The sequence below is a fragment of the Pseudomonas glycinae genome (assembly GCF_001594225.2).
Classification (GTDB): domain Bacteria; phylum Pseudomonadota; class Gammaproteobacteria; order Pseudomonadales; family Pseudomonadaceae; genus Aquipseudomonas; species Aquipseudomonas glycinae.
Genome location: NZ_CP014205.2, coordinates 1030601 through 1046489 on the forward strand (window position 1 = coordinate 1030601; position 15889 = coordinate 1046489).

13 protein-coding genes are annotated in these 15889 nt (G+C 61.6%); 6 read left to right on the forward strand and 7 right to left on the reverse strand.

From position 1 onward, the window contains the following. Positions 1–27 precede the first annotated feature (27 nt). Positions 28–1860 (forward strand): ABC transporter ATP-binding protein, encoded by a 1833-nt coding sequence (locus tag AWU82_RS04720; RefSeq protein ID WP_064383178.1) that lies wholly within the window; start codon positions 28–30, stop codon positions 1858–1860. 188 nt (positions 1861–2048) lie between these two features. Beyond that, positions 2049–2744, forward strand: a complete 696-nt coding sequence (aqpZ, locus tag AWU82_RS04725; RefSeq protein ID WP_064383176.1) for an aquaporin Z — start codon at positions 2049–2051, stop codon at positions 2742–2744. A 15-nt stretch (positions 2745–2759) separates the two neighbouring features. On the opposite strand, the gene AWU82_RS04730 is transcribed toward aqpZ, so the two are convergent. Continuing rightward, on the reverse strand, positions 2760–3884 hold the full coding sequence (locus tag AWU82_RS04730; protein ID WP_064383175.1) for a GNAT family N-acetyltransferase: 1125 nt from the start codon (positions 3882–3884) through the stop codon (positions 2760–2762). Positions 3885–4167: 283 nt separating this feature from the next. Between AWU82_RS04730 and AWU82_RS04735 the strand changes: the two genes are divergently transcribed. Further along, positions 4168–5490 carry a putative porin gene (locus AWU82_RS04735; RefSeq protein WP_011332954.1) on the forward strand — a complete coding sequence of 441 codons (1323 nt, stop codon included), beginning with the start codon at positions 4168–4170 and terminating at the stop codon, positions 5488–5490. A 344-nt stretch (positions 5491–5834) separates the two neighbouring features. Here AWU82_RS04735 and AWU82_RS04740 read toward each other — a convergent pair whose 3' ends face one another. The 5 genes from AWU82_RS04740 to AWU82_RS04760 are packed head-to-tail and all read right to left on the reverse strand — an operon-like array spanning position 5835 to position 12108. Next, a complete protein-coding gene (locus AWU82_RS04740) occupies positions 5835–6632 on the reverse strand; it encodes an enoyl-CoA hydratase/isomerase family protein (RefSeq protein WP_064378581.1) in 798 nt (265 codons plus the stop codon). Further along, positions 6629–7786: a citronellyl-CoA dehydrogenase gene (atuD, locus tag AWU82_RS04745; protein ID WP_007908685.1), complete on the reverse strand. Its 1158-nt coding sequence runs from the start codon at positions 7784–7786 to the stop codon at positions 6629–6631. Before atuD ends, AWU82_RS04740 begins: the two co-directional genes overlap by 4 nt. A gap of 29 nt (positions 7787–7815) precedes the next feature. Further along, positions 7816–9432, reverse strand: a complete 1617-nt coding sequence (gene atuC, locus AWU82_RS04750; protein ID WP_064378580.1) for a geranyl-CoA carboxylase subunit beta — start codon at positions 9430–9432, stop codon at positions 7816–7818. A 3-nt stretch (positions 9433–9435) separates the two neighbouring features. Next, positions 9436–10305, reverse strand: a complete 870-nt coding sequence (locus AWU82_RS04755) for an SDR family oxidoreductase (RefSeq protein ID WP_064378579.1) — start codon at positions 10303–10305, stop codon at positions 9436–9438. A gap of 12 nt (positions 10306–10317) precedes the next feature. After that, complete coding sequence (locus AWU82_RS04760) at positions 10318–12108, reverse strand: acyclic terpene utilization AtuA family protein (protein ID WP_064378578.1); 1791 nt, start codon at positions 12106–12108, stop codon at positions 10318–10320. Between the two features lie 194 nt (positions 12109–12302). On the opposite strand from AWU82_RS04760, the gene AWU82_RS04765 reads away from it, so the two are divergent. From AWU82_RS04765 to AWU82_RS04775, 3 genes are all read left to right on the forward strand, one after another. Continuing rightward, complete coding sequence (locus AWU82_RS04765) at positions 12303–12926, forward strand: TetR/AcrR family transcriptional regulator (RefSeq protein ID WP_064378577.1); 624 nt, start codon at positions 12303–12305, stop codon at positions 12924–12926. Between the two features lie 90 nt (positions 12927–13016). After that, positions 13017–13814: a substrate-binding periplasmic protein gene (locus AWU82_RS04770; RefSeq protein ID WP_064384020.1), complete on the forward strand. Its 798-nt coding sequence runs from the start codon at positions 13017–13019 to the stop codon at positions 13812–13814. 87 nt (positions 13815–13901) lie between these two features. Beyond that, a complete protein-coding gene (locus AWU82_RS04775) occupies positions 13902–14915 on the forward strand; it encodes a GNAT family N-acetyltransferase (protein WP_064378576.1) in 1014 nt (337 codons plus the stop codon). Positions 14916–14987: 72 nt separating this feature from the next. On the opposite strand, the gene AWU82_RS04780 is transcribed toward AWU82_RS04775, so the two are convergent. Beyond that, on the reverse strand, positions 14988–15542 hold the full coding sequence (locus tag AWU82_RS04780) for an RNA polymerase factor sigma-70 (RefSeq protein ID WP_011335256.1): 555 nt from the start codon (positions 15540–15542) through the stop codon (positions 14988–14990). Positions 15543–15889 lie beyond the last annotated feature (347 nt).

A 15889-nucleotide genomic window follows, 5' to 3' on the forward strand; every position in this document is an offset into this window, starting at 1 on the left:
AGAGCCCGTGCTCCGGGCGGTTATCTGATGCTCTATCGCCGTTTCGAACAACTGATCGACATATTCCGCGATGCGCCTACGGCATCCCCGCCGGACCGCGTTCTGCCCTTCTACACCTATTACCTGAAGCAGGTCTGGCCGAGTTTCGTCGCCCTGCTGATCGTCGGCCTGTTTGGAGCCCTGATCGAAGTGGCGCTGTTCAGTTATCTGAGCCGCATCATCGACCTCGCCCAGGGTACGCCGAACGTCGACTTCTTCAAGGTGCACGGCGTCGAACTGGCGTGGATGGCGGTGGTAGCGTTACTGCTACGCCCGCTGTTTCTGGCGCTGCACGACATGCTGGTACACCAGACCCTTAGCCCGAGCATGACCAGCCTGATTCGCTGGCAGAATCACAGTTACGTGCTCAAGCAGAGCTTGAACTTCTTCCAGAACGACTTCGCCGGGCGCATCGCCCAGCGCATCATGCAGACCGGCAACTCGCTGCGCGATTCCGCCGTGCAAGCGGTGGACGCGTTGTGGCATGTGCTGATCTACGCGATCAGTTCGCTGGTGCTGTTCGCCGAGGCCGACTGGCGCCTGATGATCCCGTTGCTGACGTGGATCGCCGCCTACATCGGCGCGCTCTATTACTTCGTGCCACGGGTCAAGGACCGTTCGGTGGAAGCCTCCGACGCGCGCTCGAAGCTGATGGGCCGGATTGTCGACGGCTACACCAACATCGCCACCCTGAAGCTGTTCGCCCACACCAACTTCGAGCAGCACTACGCCCGCGAAGCGATCCAGGAACAGACCGAAAAAGCCCAACTGGCCGGCCGCGTGGTCACCAGCATGGACGTGGCCATCACCACCATGAACGGCCTGTTGATCGTCGGCACCACCGCGCTGGCCCTGTGGCTGTGGACGCAATCGCTGATCAGCGTCGGCGCCATCGCCCTGGCCACCGGCCTTGTCATCCGCATCGTCAACATGTCCGGGTGGATCATGTGGGTGGTCACCGGCATTTTCGAAAACATCGGCATGGTCCAGGACGGTCTGCAGACTATCTCGCAACCGGTCAGCGTCACCGACCGGGAGCAAGCCAAACCACTGGCCGTGGCCCGTGGTGAAGTGCGTTTCGAGCACGTGGATTTTCACTACGGCAAGAAGAAAGGCATCATCGGCGACCTCAACCTGACCATCAAACCCGGCGAGAAAATCGGTCTGATCGGCCCGTCCGGCGCCGGCAAATCGACCCTGGTCAACCTGCTGTTGCGCCTGTACGACGTCGAAGGCGGGCGGATCCTGATCGACGGCCAGAACATCGCCGAAGTCGGCCAGGAAAGCCTGCGCGCGCGGATCGGCATGATCACCCAGGACACTTCGCTGCTGCACCGTTCGATCCGCGACAACTTGCTGTACGGCAAGCCCGACGCCACTGACGCCGAACTCTGGGAAGCGGTGCGCAAGGCCCGTGCCGATGAGTTCATTCCGCTGCTGTCGGACGCCGAGGGGCGCACAGGATTCGATGCGCATGTCGGCGAACGCGGGGTGAAACTGTCCGGTGGTCAGCGTCAGCGGATCGCGATCGCGCGGGTGCTGCTCAAGGACGCACCGATCCTGATCACGGACGAAGCGACCTCGGCCCTGGACTCGGAAGTCGAAGCGGCGATTCAGGAAAGCCTGGAAACCCTGATGCAGGGCAAGACCGTGATCGCCATCGCCCACCGCCTCTCGACCATTGCCCGCATGGACCGGCTGGTGGTGCTGGAAAACGGCAAGATCGCCGAAAGCGGCAACCATGCCGAACTGCTGGCCCACGGCGGATTGTATGCGCGGTTGTGGGCGCACCAGACCGGAGGGTTTGTCGGCATCGATTGATCCTGCGTCAAAACACAAAAACCGCCAGAGCCCTTTAACCACGGGCTCTGGCGGTTTTTTATCGCCTGCTGGAAATCCCCTGAAACCCTGCTGTAATCAGCGAAGGCTCCGGAACGGAACCTGTCGTAAATCTGCAGGGACGCACCACTGGATGCAGTCTCGATAGCACGCCTATCAAGGACTCTGTCATGTCTCTGTTCAAACGTTCAGTCACTGAGTTGTTGGGTACGTTCTGGTTGGTGTTGGGCGGGTGCGGCAGTGCGGTCATTGCCGCGTCTTCACCCTTGGGAATCGGAGTGCTGGGGGTCGCCCTGGCGTTTGGTCTGACGGTGCTGACGATGGCGTTTGCCATCGGCCACATCAGCGGCTGTCACCTCAACCCGGCCGTGTCGGTCGGTCTGGTCGTCGGCGGTCGGTTCCCGGCCAAAGAACTGCCTGCCTACGTCATCGCCCAGGTGATCGGCGGGATTCTGGCAGCGGCCCTGCTCTACCACATCGCCAGCGGCAAGGAAGGTTTCGACATCGCCGCAGGCCTTGCCTCCAACGGTTATGGCGAACACTCGCCGGGCAAATACTCGATGGCATCCGGGTTCGTCACCGAGCTGGTGATGACCGCCATGTTCGTGGTGATCATCCTCGGCGCCACCGACAAACGCGCCCCGGCAGGTCTGGCACCGATCGCCATCGGCCTGGCCCTGACGCTGATCCACCTGATCTCTATCCCGGTCACCAACACCTCGGTCAACCCGGCCCGCAGCACGGGCCCGGCGCTGATGGTCGGCGGCTGGGCCATCGCCCAGTTGTGGATGTTCTGGGTCGCGCCGCTGCTGGGAGCGGTGGTCGGCGGCGTGCTCTATCGCTGGCTGGGCAAGGAAGACAGCTGAAGGAGCCGGCGAGGATCAGACCTGCCGATACGGCAAGGCGCTCCTCGCCTCTTCGGCATAGGCCAGTACACCGGCGCGCTCCTGGTGCAGGAAGTCTTTGACCGCGGCTTTCAAACCGGGATGGCGCAGGTAATGCCAGGAATGGGTGATCACCGGTTCGAAACCGCGAATCAGTTTGTGCTCACCCTGGGCACCGGCATCGAAACGTTGAAATCCATTGGCAATCGCATAGTCCATGCCCTGATAGAAACAGGTCTCGAAGTGCAGCCGGTCGAACTCGGCCAGGCATCCCCAATAGCGTCCGTAAAAACTGTCGCCGCCCACCAGGCTGAACGCCATCGCCACCGGCCGTGAGCCCTGTCGGGCCAGGACCACGCGAATCGATTCCGGCATGCGCTCGGCCAGCAGGCTGAAGAATTCCCGCGTCAGGTACGGCGCCTGCCGGCGTACCGCGTAGGTGTTGGCGTAACAGGCGTAGACAAAATCCCACTGCGCCTCGTCCAGCTCGCGTCCTTCCAGCCATTCGAACTCGAAACCCTGCCCCGCCACTTGTTCGCGCTCCTTGCGCATCTGCTTGCGCTTGCGCGAGGCGAGCACGTCGAGGAAATCCTGAAAGTCGCGGTAGCCGCGATTCTGCCAGTGGTACTGACAGCCGATGCGTTGCAGCCAGCCCGGCTGCTCGGCCATGGCGGCATCGGTGAACGCGTCGGTGAAGTTGATGTGAGCACTGGAGAGCTCTTCGACTTCCAGATACCCCGGCAGGCTCTTGAGCAGTTCGAATCCGTCCTCGACATTCGCTGCCAGCAACCGTGGGCCACTGACAGGGCTGAAGGGCACCGCGCTCAAGAATTTGGGGTAGTAATCGATGCCGGCCCGGGCGCAGGCATCGGCCCAGCCGTGGTCGAACACGTATTCGCCGTAGGAATGCCACTTGCGATAACCGGGCAACGCCGCGATCACCCGCCCCGCTTCGACGTGCAGCAAATGCTCCGCTTGCCAACCGGTGTGCGGGCCGACGCTGCCGCTGTCCTCCAGCGCAGAAAGAAACGCATGGCGCAGAAACGGCTGGTTTTGCGGGACCAGAACATCCCAGTCGGACGCTGGAATTTCCGACAGTTTGTGCAGACGTTGCAGCGGCATTTTCCTCTCCACTTTCGGGCGTGAACGCCCGGCGAGTATCGCTGATCGGCCGGGCGTTGCCCACGTCAGATTGCGCGACAGCGCTCTGGATCAATAGTTCACGGCCATTTTGTATCGTCATCAACCTGCCATCATCGTGCCACTGCTCTGTCATAAACCATCGCGATACTGGCGCCTGTTTTTAGAGCGCCGGGTTCTACCCCGGACACTGTTTTCCGACCGTCAAACCGTCGGTTGTGCCCAGGATGGTTCAGCCATCCCCTTTTCATCTTCGGAGATTGCTATGCGTCTTGCTTCCACGAAAACTGCGGCGGCCCTGTGCGGTGGCCTGTTGCTGGCCATGAGTGTACCGGCCAGTGCCGCAGTCGACGCCAAACTGCTCGACATGCTCAAGGCTAACGGTTCGATTTCCCAGGCGCAGTACGTTGAGCTGCAAACTGAACTGGCCAAGGATCAGAAGGCCCAGCAAATCGCGCAGCAGGCGCAGCAAGAGACCAACGAGCAAATCGCGGCGACCGCGAAGAAAACCAACGAGCTCAGCAGTTTCGACCAGAAACTGGCCTGGGCCGCCAAGACCCAATTCAAGGGCGACGTGCGTATCCGTCAGGAAACCATCAAGATCGACGGCGAACCGAATAACGGCGGCCGCGACAAGGATCGCCAGCGCATCCGTGCCCGTCTGGGTGCCTACACCGAGATCAACCCGCAAGTCGACACCGGCATCCGCATCGCCACCGGCGGCGGCGACGACGCCCGTTCGACCAACCAGGACCAGGACAACTACTTCGACAAGAAGCAGATCTGGCTCGACCTGGGCTACATCGACTACCACCCGGATCAGATCAAGAACCTGCACATCATCGGCGGCAAGATGCTGCAACCGTGGGTGAGCATGGGCGACGTGATCTGGGACAGCGACATCAACCCGGAAGGTCTGGCCGTTACCTACAAGTATCCATTGGGCAGCAGCGTCGAGCTGTTCGGCAGCCTGGGTAATTACAATCTCAAGGACAACGTGGACGGCGACGGCGTGCAATTCCGTCATGACCTGCGTCTGACCGCCGGTCAGTTGGGCAGCCGCTTCGCCATCACCGACAACCTGAAACTGACCCTGGGCGGCAGCGTCTACGCCTACCAGAACGACGAAGACAGCCGTTGCACCGGCACCTCCACGCCGTGCGCCCTGGCCGTCAACGGCAACTCGGCGAACAACGAATTCCGTCTGTACGAAGGCTTCAGCCAGGTCGACATCGGCGGCCTGCCAATGCCGCTGTCGTTCTATGGCCAGTACGTGAAGAACAACGATGCAGTGACCGATCAGGACACCGCGTGGCTGGTCGGTGCCAAATCGAAAGTCTTCGGCCTGAACCTCGACTACAACTATCGTGACGTGCAGCGTAACGCTGTGGTCGGCGCCTTCACCGATTCGGACTTCGCCAACGGCACCACCGGTTCCCGTGGCCACAAGTTCAAGGTCGGTTACGACATCGACAAGAACTTCGCCATTGGCGCGACTTACTTCCTGACCAAGGCCGACTTCTCCAGCCGTACCCAGCGTGATGCAGACACCAACACCCTGCAGCTGGATGCGGAAGCGAAGTTCTAAAAAATCAGCGACAAGCGGCAAGTTTCAAGCTGCAAGTGAATGCCTCACTTGCAGCTTGAAGCAGCTTTTGTTCAACAGACTGGCGCGGCCGCAGCACCGTTGGCGAGGTAAGGATTGTCATGACGAATCCTCGGAGCTAGGGTTTAAGAGCTTGTCGGGGTCTACCGTAGCGCTGGCTTGCCTCTATCGTCGGTTTTACCGATGAATTCCTTATCGGCGCTTTAGGTAGAAAGGGCGGGACGAGAAGTCTCCCACGGTCCGTACTGGCTAGAGTCGGAATCGAGCTTTTAGTCCCGCCCACCCCTTCAAGTCTAAACATACAAGCGGGCTTGCCCGCGATGCTTCTAAGGGGCCCACCTCGGTTTGCGTTTTTGCACAAACGCCATCGTGCCTTCGATGCCTTCGGCACCGGTCACCGCTGCGCTGAACCACTGCGCGGCTTCGTCCAGCAGTTCACTCGACGGCTGGCCGGCGCTGGCCAGCAGCAATTTTTTCGTCACGGCATTCGCTTCGGGGGCGCAGCACAGGACATGGTCGAGCACTTCATCCAGTCGCTCGGCGAGCGCCTGTGGATCCTGCTCGACAAAATGCACCAGTCCCAGGCGCCGGGCCTGATGGCCGTCGAAACGGGCGGCGGTCAGGGCCAGGCGTCGGGTCTCGGTCAGGCCGATGCGCTGCACCACAAACGGCGCGATCTGCGCCGGTAGCAGGCCGAGGCTGGTTTCCGGCAAACCGAATTGCGCCTGATGATCGGCGATGGCGATATCGCTGACACAGGCCAGCCCGAAGCCGCCCCCGAGCACCGCGCCCTGCAACACCGTGATCAGCACTTGCGGCGCGTGCTGTGCTTCTTCCAGCAACGACCCGAACGCTCGGTTCAATTCGCGATAGGCATCGCTGCCCTGGGCGCGGGCGTTAGCCATGTCCTTGATGTCGCCGCCGGCACAGAAATGCCCGCCGGCACCGCTGAGCACCAGTGCGCGAACGCTGCGGTCATCGCGCACGCTGGCCAGCACGGCGCGCAACTCGGCGACCATTTGCAGGCTCATGGCGTTGCGGCTTTCCGGGCGATTGAGGGTGATGTGCAACACGCCGTTGTGCCGTTCCAGCAGCAGCGTCTGGCAATCGGGCAGGGCGCTCATTTCTTTTTCCCCGGCAGAATGCCCATCAGTTTGCAGATGATCCCCAGCATGATTTCATCGGCGCCACCGCCAATCGATACCAGCCGCACGTCGCGGTAGGCGCGGGCCACCGGGTTGTCCCACATGAAGCCCATGCCGCCCCAGTATTGCAGGCAACTGTCGCTGACTTCCCGACCGAGACGTCCGGCCTTGAGCTTGGCCATCGAGGCCAGTCGGGTGACGTCCTGGCCTTTGACGTATTGCTCGGTGGCCTGATAGACCAACGCCCGCAGGCATTCGATTTCGGTCTGCAATTCGGCGAGGCGGAAGTGGATCACCTGATTGTCGATCAGCGCATTGCCGAAGGTCTTGCGTTCCTTGCAGTACTCGATGGTGCTGTCGACGCAGTATTCCAGGCCTTTGATCATGTTCGCCGCGCCGAACAGGCGTTCCTCCTGAAACTGCAGCATCTGCATCATGAACCCGGCGCCCTCATGGCCGATGCGATTGCGCTGGGGCACGCGCACGTTGTCGAAAAACACCTGGGCGGTTTCCGAGCTGCGCATGCCGAGCTTGTCCAGGTGCGAACTGAGGCTGATGCCCGGCGTGTTCATCGGCACCATGATCAGCGATTTGTTGATGTGCGGCTTGTCGTCCGAGGTGTTGGCCAGCAGGCAGATGAAGTCGGCGCTCGGCGAGTTGGTGATCCACATCTTGCTGCCGTTGATCACATAGTCGTCGCCGTCCTTGCGCGCGGTGGTCTTGAGACCGGCGACATCGGAACCGGCGCCCACTTCCGAGACACCGATGCAGCCGACCTGCTCGCCAGTGATGGCTGGACGCAGAAACTCTTCGCGCAACTCATCGGAACCGAAGCGGGCGAGGGCCGGGGTGCACATGTCGGTCTGCACACCGATCGACATCGGAATGCCGCCGCAATGGATGGTGCCGAACTCTTCGGCCGCGACGATCGAATAGCTGTAATCCAGGCCCATGCCGCCGAATTTTTCCGGCTTGGAAATCCCCAGCAGACCGAGGTCGCCGGCCTTGCGGAAAATCTCGTGGATCGGAAAGCGCCCGGCCTTTTCCCATTCATCGACATGGGGGTTGATCTCGTGCTCGACGAACTGGCGGACGGTGCGGCGCAGAGCTTCGTGTTCCGGGGTGAAGATCATTGTTGTTGTTCTCCTTTGATCCGAGGCGATCAGAACCGGCTGACGCCGAAGCTGTTGGGTTGCAACGTGCGGATGTCGGCTTCGTGGCAGATGTCCAGCAGGTAGCCGAGCAGGGTGCGGGTGTCGCGCGGATCGATCAGCCCGTCATCCCACAGGTTGGCGCTGCCGTAGAGGGCAGTGGACTGGCTGTCGAGTTTCTGCGCGGTGACCTGCTCCAGCATGTCGAGCATTTTCGGGTCCGGCACCAGGCCGTCCTTGAGCTGTTTGGCTTCGGTGACGATGCGCAACACCTTGCCGGCCTGGGCGCCGCCCATCACGGCGGTGCGGCTGTTGGGCCAGGCAAAGATGAAGCGTGGATCGAGCCCGCGTCCGCACATCGCGTAGTTGCCTGCGCCGTAGGAGCCGCCGACCACAATCGTCAGTTTCGGCACCCGCGCATTGGCCACGGCCTGGATCAGTTTCGAGCCGTGCTTGATCACGCCGTGCTGTTCCGATTCGGTGCCGACCATGAACCCGGTGGTGTTGTGGAAGAACAGCAGCGGTGTCTGGCTCTGGTCGCAGAGTTGAATGAACTGCGCTGCCTTGCTCGCGCCGTTGGGCGTGATCGGGCCGTTGTTGCCGATGAAACCGCAGGCGCGGCCCTGGATTTTCAGGTGGCCGCAAACGGTCTGTTGATCGAACTCGCCCTTGAACTCCAGGAAGCGCGACTCATCGGCGATCCGCGCAATGATTTCGCGCACGTCGTAGGGTTTTTTCGGGTCGTCCGGGATCAGCCCGAGCAGTTCGTCGATGGGGTACAGCGGCTCCTTGAATTGCGGCTCGGGCAGCCACGGCAGTTGCTCGTTCCAGTTCAGCAGGCTGACGATTTCCCGCACCTGACGCACGCCGTCGGCGTCGTTTTCCGCCAGGTATTCCGCGGTGCCGGCGACTTGCGCGTGCATCTCGGCACCGCCCAGTTCTTCGTCGCTGGCGACTTCACCGGTCGCCGCTTTAAGCAATGGGGGACCGGCGAGAAACAGCTTGGCCTTGCCGCGCACCACCACCACGTAATCCGACAGCCCCGGCTGATACGCGCCGCCCGCGGTGGCCGAGCCGTGCACCACAGTGATCTGCGGCAAACCCATGGCCGACATTCGCGCCTGATTGGCAAAACTGCGCGCGCCTTCGACGAAAATTTCTGCCGCGTAGTTGAGGTTGGCGCCGCCGCTTTCGGCGAGGGTGATGACCGGCAGTTTGTTTTCCTGGGCGATCTGTTGCAGACGCAAGGACTTTTTCAGGCCCGACGGGGAAATCGTTCCGCCCTTGATCGCGCTGTTGTTCGCCACGATCAAGGCGCGCACGCCGGACACGTAACCGATGCCTGCAATCAAGCCGCCACCGGCCGAGCTGCCGTCCTTGTCGTCGTGCAGTTTGTAGCCGGCCAGGCTCGCCAGTTCGAGGAATGGCGCGCCGGGGTCGAGCAACAGATTCAGACGTTCACGGGGCAACAGTTGTCCGCGTTTGTCGAATTTCGGTTTGGCTTCGGCAGCCTTGTGCAGCAGGTTCTGTTCGAGTTGCTGGACTTGCTCGATAGCCGCGAGCATCGCTGCGCGATTGCGGGCGAAGGCTTCGCTGTGCGGGTCGAGTTGGGACTGGATCTGCGGCATGGCTTACTCCTTGTCCTTCAAAACGTCTGGCATGTAGGCCCGGTGAAAACCGTTGAAGGATTCGCTGTGGGTCGCCTTGTGCAGCGGCCAGGCGCGACTGCCCAGGCTGGCCGCGCCGTCGATGCGCAAGGTGCTGCCGCTGATGAACGCGGCAGCCGGGCTGAGCAGAAACACGATCGCCGCGCTGACCTCTGATTCGGTGCCGATGCGCTTGAGCGGCACGTGTTCGCGCAGGGTCGGGATCACGGCTTTGAAGGCGCCTTCGTAGGTGTCCATGCCGCTGGAAGCGATCCAGCCCGGCGCCACCGCATTCACCCGAACCCCGGCATAACCCCATTCGAACGCCGCTGTTTTGGTGAAGTTGTCCATGCCCGACCGTGCGGCGCCGGAGTGGCCCATGCCGGGCATGCCGCCCCACATGTCGGCGAGCATGTTGACGATGTTGCCGCCGTGTTTGCTCATCGATTGATTGAACACTTCCCGGGCCATCAGGAAGCCGCCGACCAGATTGGTGCGCAGTACGGTTTCGAAGCCTTTCTGATTGATCGAGGCCAGGGGCGACGGGTACTGCCCGCCGGCATTGTTGACCAGTCCGTGGATCGGCCCGTGTTCACGGATCAGTTCGCTGACCAGCGCCTTCACCGCTTCTTCGTCACGGATATCGCAGGCCTGCCAGTGCGCCCGACCGCCGTCCTCGGCAATTTCGGCGGCGACGGTTTGCAGCTTTTCCGGTTTGCGCCCGACCAGCACCACGTTGGCCCCGAGCGCTGCCAGTTCATGGGCGGTGCAACGCCCGATGCCACTGCCGCCGCCGGTGACGATGACGGTCTGGCCGCTGAACAGATCAGCCCTGAAAATCGATTCGAACGCCATGGTGCCAATCCTCTAGTCGAACTGTTCGGCGATGCTCTGCGGCACCGGGATCTGGATTTCCAGTAGTTGTTGGGCGAAGGCCTTGCCTTGCGGGTCGATGCGCAGGCTTGCCACGCCGCCGCCACCCAGGGCGTTTTCCAGCAGGAAGTTGAGGCTGTGGGTGCCGGGCAGATACCAGCGTTCGACCCGGCCGTGAATCGGGTCGAGGACATGGTTCATCCAGTCGACGACCACCGCCGGGGTCAGCGCCTCGGCGATCCACGGCAGGTATTCCGGGCGGCGCGGCAAGACGCCGATGTTGCTGTGATTGCCCTTGTCACCGGAGCGCGCCACGGCCAGTTTCACCAGCGGCACACTCGCGTCGGCGCGGCCTTGGGGTTTGGGTGTTTCGTGGGGCAGGGGCAGATCCTGGCTGTCGAGGGTGGCGGGGGCGGGCAGGGTGAACGGGTGAGATTCGCCGGCGATGTCGATCTGCAAGGTGCAGGCGCTTTTGTCGATCAGGAACGAGAACAGCCGGATCAGCGGATACACCGTCGGCCGCCCCCCGACGATGCCGGTCAGGCCCGGCGCCATGCCGGTCGCGGCCTGGGCGATCTCCCGGGAAAACAGGATCAGCGCCTGTTTGTTCGGGTGGCGCACGGCGAGTTTGATCACCACTTCGCGGCTGTCCCGACGCTGGCCGTGAGGGCCGTAGGTGGCTTCGCTGCCGAGCAGTTCGACATCGGTTTCGGTGTACGGTCCCAAGCCTTTTTGTTCGAGCATTTCCGAAGTCTTGTCGAGGATCGCCCGACTGACGCGCCGGGCTTTTTCCACGGCATCGATGCCGGCAATCAGGCAACTGGCGGTGCAGCGGAAACCATCCGGATACGTGGCGCTGACCTTGTATTGGTCGCTGGGCGGCAGGCCTTTGGCGCCGTGGACCCGGACGGCGTTTTTGCCTTGTTGCTGAAGTTTGACCTGGCTGAAATCGCAGACCACATCGGGCAACAGATAAGCCTGCGGATCACCGATTTCGTAGAGCATCTGCTCGCCGACAGTCAGCGGCGTGACCAGCCCGCCGGAGCCTTCGGGTTTGCTGACGATGAACTGGCCGTCGGCGTTGACTTCGACGATCGGAAAGCCAATGTGCTCGTAGTCCGGCACGTCGCGCCAGTCGGTGAAATTACCGCCGGTGCATTGCGCGCCACATTCGATGATGTGCCCGGCCAGGGCGGCTTGCGCGAGTTTGTCGTAGTCATGCCACGACCAGCCGAATTCATGCACCAGCGCGGCGCTGACCACCGCGCTGTCGACCACCCGGCCGGTGATCACGATGTCGGCACCCAGGCGCAGGGCTTCGACGATGCCCGGCGCGCCGAGGTAAGCGTTGGTCGACACGCACATCGGCGGCAGCGGGGCGCCGCTGAACATTTCCGTAATGCCTTGGGAGGCGAGGTGTTTGAACTGGGGTTGCAGGTCATCGCCCGACAGCACTGCAATTTTCAGTGCTACGCCAGCCTTGTCGCAGGCCGCTTGCAGCGCGGCGGCGCAGGCCTTTGGGTTGACCCCGCCGGCATTGCTGATGACGCGAATGTTCTGTTCGGCCAGTTGCGGCAGCAGGGGCGTGAGGACTTCGATGAAATCCCCGGCAAATCCCGCCTGCGGGTCCTTCATGCGCGCGCCGGCCATGATCGACATTGTGATTTCGGCCAGGTAGTCGAAGACCAGATAATCCAGCTGTCCTGCGGCCACGAGCTGCGCGGCGGCGGTCGAGGTGTCTCCCCAGAATGCGCTGGCGCATCCGATGCGAACCGTGGTGGGCATTTTGATCTCCGACTCAGCAACCTGTGACAGAAGTGCATCGAGGCTACCAAGCAAGCGCTTGGTTTGTAAACACCTGGAATTTTCTTCTGCCCAAGCGCTTGCTTGGTCGCGGGTGGCGGCTTAAATTGCCCGCGCAACCCCGCCGTTTCTGCGGCGTACGGCACACTTGAATGATCGACTGTAGGAGACAATGGGTGGATGAGCAAAAAGCCCTGAGGGTCATGCGTGAACTGGTCGATGCCGGCCAGCTGACCGATCCGGACAGCGCTCGCGGCAAACTGCTGCAAGTGGCGGCCCACCTGTTCCGCAACAAGGGCTACGAGCGCACCACGGTGCGCGATCTGGCCGGTGCCGTGGGGATTCAGTCCGGCAGCATCTTTCATCACTTCAAGAGCAAGGATGAAATCCTGCGGGCAGTGATGGAGGAAACCATCCGCTACAACACCGCGCTGATGCGCGCAGCCCTTGCCGATGCCGCCGATGTGCGTGAGCGGGTGCTGGCGCTGATCCGCTGCGAATTGCAGTCGATCATGGGCGGCAGCGGCGAGGCGATGGCGGTGCTGGTGTATGAATGGCGCTCGCTGTCCGAAGACGGCCAGGCCAAGGTGCTGGCGCTGCGGGACATCTACGAAGACCTCTGGCTGCAAGTGCTGGGCGAGGCCAAGGAGGAGGGGTTCATCCGTGGCGACGTGTTCATTACCCGACGTTTTCTCACGGGCGCGCTGTCCTGGACCACCACCTGGTTCCGTGCCGGCGGCAGTCTGAGTCTGGATCAACTGGCCGAAGAGGCGCTGATTCTGGTGCTCGAAGAGCGCTAGGCGCTTTCTATCGGGCCGGGAAACTGGCTAACTTGGCGAAACCGCCTAGCTTGAATGCATGATCGGTACTTTTTCGGGGAGTGGGGTGTTTTGAAGTCTTCGCCAATTCGGACGGCCGCCGGGCTGATGCTCGCAGCGCTGGCTGCTTTATGGGTATTGCCTGCTCCGGCGGCGCAGGTGGTTCGGGTGGGCGCAGCGCATTTTCCGCCCTACACCATTCGCCCGGAAAACGGCGCCGACACCGGCCTGCTGCCGGAGCTGGTCGCCGCGTTGAACAGCGCCCAGAGCGACTATCGTTTTGAACTGGTACCCACCTCGATTCCTCGCCGGTTCGGTGATTTCAAGGATGGCCGCACCGACATGGCGATCTTCGAAAACCCGGAGTGGGGCTGGAAAGACATCCCCCACACCACCGTCGACATGGGTCTTGAGGACGCCGAGATTTTCGTCGCGCAGAACAAACCCGGACGCCAGCAGAATTACTTCGCCGATCTCAAGGGCAAACGGCTGGCGCTGTACAGCGGTTATCACTACGAATTCGCCAATTTCAACGCCGATCCCAAGTACCTCGCAGAAACCTACAGCGCCACGCTGACCTATTCCCACGACAGCAACCTGCTGATGGTCTTGCGCGGACGCGCAGACATTGCCTTGGTGACCCGCTCGTACCTGTTCGATTACCTGCTGCGCAACGAAAAGGTGCGTGACGAATTGCTGGTGTCCCAGCGTATCGATCAGATCTATCACCATTACGCGATTCTTAGTCCGAAGGCACCGATCACCGGCGAAGCGTTCGGCAAACTGCTGCAAGGGCTGCGCGACAACGGGCAGATGTTGAAGATCTTCGATCCGTACAAGATCGCGGTGGTGCCGGTAGCGCATCAATGACCGGCGGTTTTTGTCGAGCGGCCTAAATTTTTCGCCCCGGCTCACGTCCCATCGTTGAACTGTCGACGATTATCGTGAGCCCGACCCATGTCCAATCTGAATGACCTGACTGCCCTGGCCCTGCCTTCGGGCAGCCAACTGGTAGCCGATGCCACCGAAAGCCGTCTGAGCCTGAGCCTGGACGGGCAACCGCTGATTCGCCTGCGCCTTGATCGTGAAGGTCAGGGGCCGATCCAGATCGATGAACGCTACGCGCTGCCGCCAGGCCAGGCGCTGTGGGCGGCCTGTTATTGGCTGTTTGCCCGGGATCCGGCGCGTCAGCAATTGATCTGGCAACTGGATCAGGCGCCGACCGAAGCCTTGCTCAGCGGCTTGCTGGTGAGCACTGAAGTGGCAGGCGAATATCGCTGCGAGCGCACGCTGTTCTGGCAACTGCCGCAACCGTGGCTGGGGGCCTCGCTGACCGGCAGTTATCCGCAGCAGATGGTCATCAGCAACGGCAAGCGCCATCCGTTGCGCCCGGTCAAACCGCGCGGTGAGGTTTATCGGCGCTTCGATGCGCGCCTCGGTGCCTGGATTTCCCTGCGAACGGTGGAGATCGAGCAGGATCTGGCGCGTTTCAATCGCTGGCAGAACAGCCCGCGAGTCGCCAGTTTCTGGCAGGAAGAGGGCAGCCTCGAACAGCATCGCGAGTACCTGAGCAAACTCGACGCCGATCCGCACACGCTGACCCTGATCGGTTGTTTCGATGATCAGCCGTTTGCCTATTTCGAAGCCTACTGGGCCAAGGAAGATCGCATCGCGCCGTTCTACGATGCCGACAATTACGATCGCGGCATTCACATGCTGGTCGGGGAAGAAAATCATCGCGGCCCGCACAAGGTGGCGAGTTGGCTGTCGGCGCTGGTGCACTACCTGTTTCTGGATGATCCGCGCACGCAGCGGGTAGTCGCCGAACCCCGTGCCGACAACGCGAGGATGATCGGCCACATGCACAACCAGTGCTTCCACTGCGAGAAGGAATTCGACTTCCCGCACAAGCGTGCGGCGCTGATGATCCTTGGGCGCGAGCGGTTCTTCGACCGGTGCACGCTGGTGTGACATTTCGCTGACAACAAAAAAGATCGCAGCCCTTCGACGAAGGCTGCGATCTTTTTTTGCGGCCGATTTTTGTCAGCGACGGTTTGCGGTCACTGCATCGGCGCGACTGCTCGACACCTTGCGGCAGTGCACCAGCGCGTCGCGAATCATGAAGTTGACCAAGGTCGGCGAAACGCCGAGTTCCTTGGCGATGTCCTTCTGCGGCACGCCGTGCAGGCGGTACATCTCGAACGCATAGCGAGTGCGGACCGGCAGCTCGGTCAGCGCATCGGCGATGTGTTCCAGAGTCGAGAAGTTGATGTGCGAGGTTTCCGGCGAAGCGCCCTGAATGACCACGTTCAACCCTTCCTCCTCGGGGCCGGCGTACTTTTGCTCCAGCGCCTGTTTGCGGTAGTGATCGATCGCCAGGTTACGCACGATCTGGAACAGATAACTCAGCTGGGCCTTGATCGACGACGTGATCGGCGGTGCCGATTGCAGTCGGAAGAACGCATCCTGCACCACGTCTTCGGCGCGTGACCGGCAGCCGGTGATGCGGGCTGCAATCTTGACCAGAATCAGTCGATTGTCGACGAATGCCTGAAGTAGCGGTGAATCGCACCTGCTTGTGGATACTTGTTCCGTCATGGAAATCACCTTGCTGCCAATAGGTTAGTGGGACGCCTGGGGGCGGGGTCGTCCTACACATCGAGCGACAAATTATGTTGAATGATAATGATTGTCAATTGAGAAAGAGAACTAATGATCCATAACAGTGCGAACTGAGAACTGCGACACGCCGCCGCACTCGCCCAAGCGCCCAGCCCCGTTGGCGATCCAGCCTGCCGACTAATTATTTCAAGACGTCATCCGTTCTCATTGGTGAATGGATCCGGGTACGCAGCTCCGGACCTACCGCATTCCAATGCCTTGCACGGTCGGCGAAGACCGTGTCCCGCATGCCTTGCACGGGCATGCCGCAGCCAACCCGATTC

What these genes read in the sequence shown, in the direction of transcription:
- AWU82_RS04720 (WP_064383178.1), top strand. Translation starts at nt 28, where the DNA reads ATGCTCTATCGCCGTTTCGAACAACTGATCGACATATTCCGCGATGCG.
- aqpZ (WP_064383176.1), top strand. Translation starts at nt 2,049, where the DNA reads ATGTCTCTGTTCAAACGTTCAGTCACTGAGTTGTTGGGTACGTTCTGG.
- AWU82_RS04730 (WP_064383175.1), bottom strand. Translation starts at nt 3,884, where the DNA reads ATGCCGCTGCAACGTCTGCACAAACTGTCGGAAATTCCAGCGTCCGAC.
- AWU82_RS04735 (WP_011332954.1), top strand. Translation starts at nt 4,168, where the DNA reads ATGCGTCTTGCTTCCACGAAAACTGCGGCGGCCCTGTGCGGTGGCCTG.
- AWU82_RS04740 (WP_064378581.1), bottom strand. Translation starts at nt 6,632, where the DNA reads ATGAGCGCCCTGCCCGATTGCCAGACGCTGCTGCTGGAACGGCACAAC.
- atuD (WP_007908685.1), bottom strand. Translation starts at nt 7,786, where the DNA reads ATGATCTTCACCCCGGAACACGAAGCTCTGCGCCGCACCGTCCGCCAG.
- atuC (WP_064378580.1), bottom strand. Translation starts at nt 9,432, where the DNA reads ATGCCGCAGATCCAGTCCCAACTCGACCCGCACAGCGAAGCCTTCGCC.
- AWU82_RS04755 (WP_064378579.1), bottom strand. Translation starts at nt 10,305, where the DNA reads ATGGCGTTCGAATCGATTTTCAGGGCTGATCTGTTCAGCGGCCAGACC.
- AWU82_RS04760 (WP_064378578.1), bottom strand. Translation starts at nt 12,108, where the DNA reads ATGCCCACCACGGTTCGCATCGGATGCGCCAGCGCATTCTGGGGAGAC.
- AWU82_RS04775 (WP_064378576.1), top strand. Translation starts at nt 13,902, where the DNA reads ATGTCCAATCTGAATGACCTGACTGCCCTGGCCCTGCCTTCGGGCAGC.
- AWU82_RS04780 (WP_011335256.1), bottom strand. Translation starts at nt 15,542, where the DNA reads ATGACGGAACAAGTATCCACAAGCAGGTGCGATTCACCGCTACTTCAG.